This is a genomic window from Streptomyces noursei (genome assembly GCF_001646665.1).
GTDB lineage: Bacteria > Actinomycetota > Actinomycetes > Streptomycetales > Streptomycetaceae > Streptomyces > Streptomyces lavendulocolor.
The window spans coordinates 173,344-179,352 of record NZ_LWBU01000091.1 but is presented as its reverse complement, the minus strand read 5'-3'; the positions used below and the strand labels follow the sequence as shown (position 1 = coordinate 179,352).

Here is a 6,009-nt window from a genome sequence, read left to right as displayed (position 1 = left end):
GCGGGCGCCTGCCGGGGAGGGGCGGGACGGGGGCCGGTGGCGTCGGCGCAGCCCGCGAGGGCGGCACACAGCACACCCAGCAGCGACATTTTACGTACAAAAGTGATCACATGCGGAAAATATATGATCATCGTGTTGTGGGGGTGGCCACCCGCTTCCGTCCGGAGTAGTCCAGCGCGAGGACCCGCCCCGCCCGGGTGATCGTGAGGGGGACACCAGACGTCGAAGGGACGGACGGACGCATGATCGAGGACACCGCGACACGGCCCCTCCTGGGTCCGCCCCCCGTGCGGCACTGGCCCGCGCTGGACATCGCCGGCACGGAGTTCGACCCGGTGCTCGCGGAGCTGATGCGCGAGGGTCCGGTCAGCCGGGTCCAGCTGCCCCACGGGGAGGGCTGGGCGTGGCTGGTGACCCGCTACGACGACGTCAAGGCGGTCACCAACGACCCCCGCTTCACCCGCGCGCCCGTCGTGGACCGCCAGGTCACCCGGCTCGCACCCCACTTCAAGCCCAAGCGCGGCTCACTGGCCTTCGCCGACCAGCCCGAGCACAACCGGCTGCGGAGCGCGGTGGCGCCCGCCTTCACCCTGCGCGGGGTGGAACTGCTCCGCTCGCGCGCGCAGGACACCCTGAACGAGATGGTGGACGAGCTGCTCGCCGACGGGCCGCCCGCCGACCTCACCGCGCGGATCCTGGAGCCGTTCCCCATCGCCGTGGTCAGCGAGGTCATGGGCGTCCCGGCCGCCGACCGCGAGCGGATGAGCGCCTGGACCCGGCAGATCGTGTCCTCGTCCGGCGGCGCCGAGGCCAGCGCGCGGGCCAAGGACGGCATGTACGGCTGGTTCGCCGAGGCGATCCGGTCCCGCTACGGCAGCACCGAGGAGGACGTCATTTCCCTGCTCGGCGCGGCCGTGGGGCGGGGCGACATCAGCGAGGAGGAGGCCATCGGGCTCGTGGGCCCCCTCCAGATCGGCGGCGAGGCCGTCACGGCCAACACCGGCCAGATGCTCTTCCTCCTGCTGACCCGCCCCGGCCTCCTCGAACGGCTCCGCGCCGAGCCGGACGTCCGGCCGCGGGCCATCGACGAGCTGCTGCGCTACATCCCCCACCGCACCGCCGTGGGACTGGCCCGCATCGCCCAGGAGGACGTCGAGATCCACGGGGTGCGGATCAGCGCGGGGGACGCCGTCTACGTCTCGTACCTCGCCGCCAACCGCGACCCCGAGGTGTTCCCCGACCCCGAGCGCATCGACTTCGACCGCACCCCCAACCCGCACGTCGCCTTCGGGCACGGACCGCACTACTGCATGGGCGGGCTGCTCGCCCGGATGCAGACCGAGCTGCTGATCGACACCCTCGTCGACCGGCTGCCGGGACTGCGCCTGGCCGTCCCGCCGCAGGAGGTCCCCTGGCGGCGCAGCACCCTGATCCGCGGGCCCGAGGCACTTCCGGTCGCCTGGTGACCGTACGGTGCGGGGCGGCCGGGCGCGGTCCCGGCCGCCCCGCACCCCGCACCCGCCGTCACCTCACCGCCAGGGCCCCGTCACCGCGAACGTGGTGCCCGGCGCGTAGCAGTTGACGTACATCGTCCCGCCGTCCGGTGAGAACGAGACGCCCGCGAACTCGCCCCACTCCGGTTCCTCCGGCGTACCGATGTTCTGCGCGCCGCGCGCCATCTCGTACACCTCGCCCCGCTTGGTGAGGCCGTACACGTGCTGGGCGCCGCTGCCGTCCTCGCACACCATCAGGCCCCCGCCCGGCGCCAGGCAGATGTTGTCGGGGGACTCGCCCGGCAGCTGGACGTCGCTGCTCGGACCGAAGACGACGACCAGCGTGAGCCGGCGCCGGTGCGGCTCGTACTTCCATACCTGGCCGTAGTGGTCGGCGGCCGAGCCCTCGGCGGACCGCGCGAAGCTGGAGACGAAGTAGACGCTGCGCCCGCCCCAGTAGCACCCCTCCAGCTTCTGGGCGTGCGTGATGCCCCGCGGCCCGAAGTCCTGGAGCCGGATGGGCGTCTGCCGCGCCTGGCTGTCGGGTACGGGGACCCACTCGACGCCCTCGAACGCCGCCCCCGTCTCCTGGATCGCCGACAGGTCCGGCACCCCCGGCACCCGCATCGCCTCCAGCGTCCCGCCGGCGCGCAGCGAGCCGGTGCCGCCGAGCGGCCTGTTGGGCAGGAAGCGGTAGAAGAGCCCGAACGGCCGCTGGAAGGCGTCCTCGGTCTCGTAGACGATCCCGCTGCGCGGGTCCACCGCCACGGCCTCGTGCTGGAAGCGCCCCATCGCGGTCAGCGGCACCGCCCCGGTGCGCAGCGGATCGGCGGGGTGCACCTCGAAGACGAAGCCGTGGTCCTTGGCGTAACCGTTGGTGCCGGCCTTGTCCTCGGTCTCCTCGCAGGTGAGCCAGGTGCCCCAGGGGGTGAGCCCGCCCGAGCAGTTGACGGCGGTGCCCGCGATGGCGACCCGCTCGCCGAGGACCCTGTTGCGGGCGTCCAGTTCGAGCGCGGTGCACCCGCCCTTGGCGGCCGGGTCGTACGTCAGACCGCGGACGGTCGGCACCCCGAGGCGGGCGGAGGCGCGGTTCTCGTGGTTGCGGACGAGGTGGACGCGGCCGCGGCGACCGGCGAAGGCGCCCATGCCGTCGTGGTTGCCCGGCACCGTGCCCTCGCCGGAGCGGAGCGGGTCGCCCTCGCGGGACAGGACCTCGTAGCGGAAGCCTCTGGGCAGGTCCAGCAGGCCGTCCGGGTCGGGTACGAGGGCGCCGTAACCGGAGTGACCACGGGCGGCGGCGGTACCGGCGAACAACTCGGAGAGGGCGCCGGTGAAGGCGATCCCGGCGACGGACGCACCGGTGCGGGCGAGGACCTGACGTCGTGTTGCGGACAGTCGTTCGGACACGAGGCAACAACTCCCTGCTCGGGGCACCCCCGGGTACGGGGCCCGGAGATGGGACAGGTGTGACGTGACCCGCACGTGTGTATCACGCGGTGTGGTGACACGTGAACACTGCGGGCCACGCCGCCTCGTGTGTCCCGCCGGGTCAGACCAGTTCGGCGGTGAGGGTGATCTCGGTGCCGGTGAGCGCCTGGCTGACCGGGCAGCCCGCCTTCGCCTCCTCGGCGGCCTTGGTGAAGCCCGCCTCGTCCAGGCCCGGGACCTCGCCCTGCACGGTGATGTGGATGCCGGTGATGCCCTGGCCGGGCTGGAAGGTGACGTCGGCCTTGGTCGTCAGCCGGGCCGGCGGGTTGCCGGCCTTGGTGAGGGAGCCGGACAGGAACATCGAGAAGCAGCTGGAGTGGGCGGCCGCGATCAGCTCCTCCGGGCTGGTCTTGCCGTTCGGCTCCTCGCTGCGGGCGGGCCAGGAGACCGGGTACTGGCCGATGCCGGAGGAGTCGAGGGACACGGTCCCCGAGCCCTCGGTGAGGTTGCCTTCCCAGACGGTGTGCGCGTGACGCGTGGTGGCCATGCCGGATTCCCTTCGGACGAGCTGCGACCCCAAACGGGTTATGGCACCCCCAACCTACTGGGCGACCAGCCCCTTCGCGTCGCGCGCCAGCGCGGTGAGCCGCGAGATCGCCCGGAAGTACTTCTTGCGGTACCCGCCGTTCAGCATCTCGTCACTGAACAGCTTGTCGAACGGCAGCCCCGAGGCGAGGACCGGGACCTCCCGGTCGTACAGCCGGTCCGCGAGCACCACCAGGCGCAGCGCCGTCGACTGGTCGGGCACGGGCGTCACCCCGGTGAGGCAGACCGCCCGGACGTCGTCCGTGAGCGCGCCGTACCGGCTCGGGTGCACCCGTGCCAGGTGCTCCAGCAGGTGCGGGAAGTCGTCGAGCGACGCGCCGGGCGTGGCGTACGCCGCCCTGGTGACCTGCTCGTCCGCGTACGGCGCCGGGGCCTCGGGCAGCCCCCGGTGGCGGTAGTCCTCGCCGTCGATGCGCAGCGGCCGGAAGTGGGCCGACAGGCCCTGGATCTCCCGCAGGAAGTCGGCGGCGGCGAACCGGCCCTCGCCGAGCTTGCCCGGCAGCGTGTTGGAGGTGGCCGCCAGGGCCACGCCCGCGTCGACCAGCTTGCCGAGCAGCGTCGACACCAGGACCGTGTCGCCCGGGTCGTCCAGCTCGAACTCGTCGATGCACAGGAGCCGGTGCCCGCCGAGGGTGGCGACCGTCTGCTGGAAGCCCAGCGCCCCGACCAGGTTGGTCAGCTCCACGAAGGTGCCGAACGCCTTCAGGGACGGCTCGGCGGGCGTGGCGTGCCAGAGGGAGGCCAGCAGGTGCGTCTTGCCGACGCCGTACCCGCCGTCCAGGTACACGCCGCGCGGCCCGGCCGGCGCGGCCGGCTTCTTCTGGAACCAGCGCCGCCGTCCGGCGCCGCTCGCGTGCGCGCCGCCGAGTCCGGCCGCGAAGGAGCGCAGGACCTCGACCGCCTGCGTCTGGCTCGGCTGGTTCGGGTCCGGGATGTAGGTGTCGAAGCGCACCGCGTCGAAGCGCGGCGGCGGCACCATCTCGGCGACCAGACGGTCGGCCGGGACGTGCGGCTCGCGGGCGCACAGGGACAGCGGGGCCGCTTCGGTTATGGCACTGGTCGACACAGTTCCTCACTCTAATCGCCGTGCCAGACTGCACGGCATGCGACGCCTCTTCCCTGTGACCGACCCGACAGTCCCCGCCGAAGGGCGGGAGTGGTCCCTCGACGAGCTGGCCGAGGTCTACGCGTACCCCCCGGAGGGCCCGTGGCTGCGGGCGAACATGGTGTCGTCCCTGGACGGGGCGGCCCAGCACGAGGGGCGGTCCCAGCCCATCTCGTCCGACACCGACATGCGGATCTTCGGCACCCTGCGCGGCCTGGCCGACGTGGTGGTCGTGGGTGCCGAGACGGTGCGCCTGGAGGGATACCGCCCGGCACGGGCCCGTGAGGCCTTCGCGGAGCGCAGGGCGGCCGCCGGCCAAGGCCCGGCGCCCGCGATCGCGGTGGTCAGCGCCTCGCTGGACCTCGACTTCTCGGCGCCGCTGTTCACCGCGCCCCTCGTGCCGACGCTGGTGCTGACCGGCGCATCAGCCGCCCCGGACCGGGTAAGCGCGGCCCAGGAGGCCGGCGCCGAGGTGGTCGTCGCCGGGGACGGACGGGGCGTGGAGCCGGAGAGGGTGGTGCGGGCGTTGGCCGAGCGCGGGCTCACCCGGCAGCTGACGGAGGGCGGCCCCCGGCTGCTCGGGCAGCTGGTGGCGGCCGGGGTGCTGGACGAGCTGTGCCTGACGGTGTCGCCACTGCTGACCGCCGGGGGCGCGCAGCGGATCACCGGCGGGCCGTCCCCGAAGGTGCCGGAACGGTTCGCCCTCACGTCCCTCCTGGAGGAGGACGGGTTCCTTTTCACCCGTTACAGCAGGGCTTGACCAATCAGCGGAATAAACCGTTCCGCTTAGCCCCCGATGGGCAGACTTACTCACGCAGTCCCCGTGCGGACACGGGGAAGGATGGTTTCCGCAGAAGGGCTCCCAAGTGTTCACAAGCGTTCTGATGATCGAGAAGCCGCTGTCGACCGTGGACGTGGAGTTCGTCACCACCCTCCACGGCGACGAGCAGATGTCCTTCATCGTCCTGATGCAGCCGCGCGGCGACCAGGCCGTCGTGCTGCTGCGGGCCATCGACGACGTCGCCCTCGGCGAGCTGAGAGAGGCCGTCAAGGAGGGCGAGGAACCGGAGGGCAAGGCGGCCGAGCTGCCCGCCCAGCAAGGGCTCGAGCACTCCCTGCGCGTCCTGCGCGAGGCCGGCTGCGACGCCGTCGGCCAGGTCGTCGAGGACCATCCGCTGGACGTGCTGAAGGCCGTCGTCGAGGAGGCCGGCGCCGACGAGGTGATCGTGCTGACCAAGCCCCACTACGTGGAGGAGTTCTTCCACCGGGACTGGGCCTCCCGGGCCCGCCACAAGGTCGGCGTACCGGTGCTCAAGCTCTTCGCGCACAACGACGAGCCGGACACCGAATAGGCTGGGGCCCTCACGTACGCCACAC

The 6,009-nt window shown here is 72.6% G+C and carries 6 protein-coding genes; 3 read left to right on the top strand and 3 right to left on the bottom strand.

What is annotated here, in order from left to right:
- The first annotated feature begins 242 nt into the window (after window positions 1-242).
- Window positions 243-1,466, top strand: coding sequence for a cytochrome P450 (locus tag A4V12_RS09130; RefSeq protein ID WP_064068743.1), 1,224 nt, complete (start codon window positions 243-245; stop codon window positions 1,464-1,466).
- A gap of 63 nt (window positions 1,467-1,529) precedes the next feature.
- Here A4V12_RS09130 and A4V12_RS09125 read toward each other — a convergent pair whose 3' ends face one another.
- The 3 genes from A4V12_RS09125 to zapE form a co-directional block, all read right to left on the bottom strand.
- Complete coding sequence (locus tag A4V12_RS09125) at window positions 1,530-2,900, bottom strand: alkaline phosphatase PhoX (RefSeq protein WP_234372113.1); 1,371 nt, start codon at window positions 2,898-2,900, stop codon at window positions 1,530-1,532.
- Window positions 2,901-3,042: 142 nt separating this feature from the next.
- Window positions 3,043-3,468 carry an OsmC family protein gene (locus tag A4V12_RS09120; protein WP_064068742.1) on the bottom strand — a complete coding sequence of 142 codons (426 nt, stop codon included), beginning with the start codon at window positions 3,466-3,468 and terminating at the stop codon, window positions 3,043-3,045.
- A 54-nt stretch (window positions 3,469-3,522) separates the two neighbouring features.
- Entirely contained in the window at window positions 3,523-4,593 is a 1,071-nt protein-coding gene (gene zapE, locus A4V12_RS09115; protein ID WP_064068741.1) for a cell division protein ZapE, read from the bottom strand.
- 37 nt (window positions 4,594-4,630) lie between these two features.
- On the opposite strand from zapE, the gene A4V12_RS09110 reads away from it, so the two are divergent.
- Window positions 4,631-5,392: a pyrimidine reductase family protein gene (locus tag A4V12_RS09110; protein ID WP_064068740.1), complete on the top strand. Its 762-nt coding sequence runs from the start codon at window positions 4,631-4,633 to the stop codon at window positions 5,390-5,392.
- Between the two features lie 106 nt (window positions 5,393-5,498).
- Window positions 5,499-5,984 carry a hypothetical protein gene (locus A4V12_RS09105; protein ID WP_064068739.1) on the top strand — a complete coding sequence of 162 codons (486 nt, stop codon included), beginning with the start codon at window positions 5,499-5,501 and terminating at the stop codon, window positions 5,982-5,984.
- The last annotated feature ends 25 nt before the right edge of the window (window positions 5,985-6,009 follow it).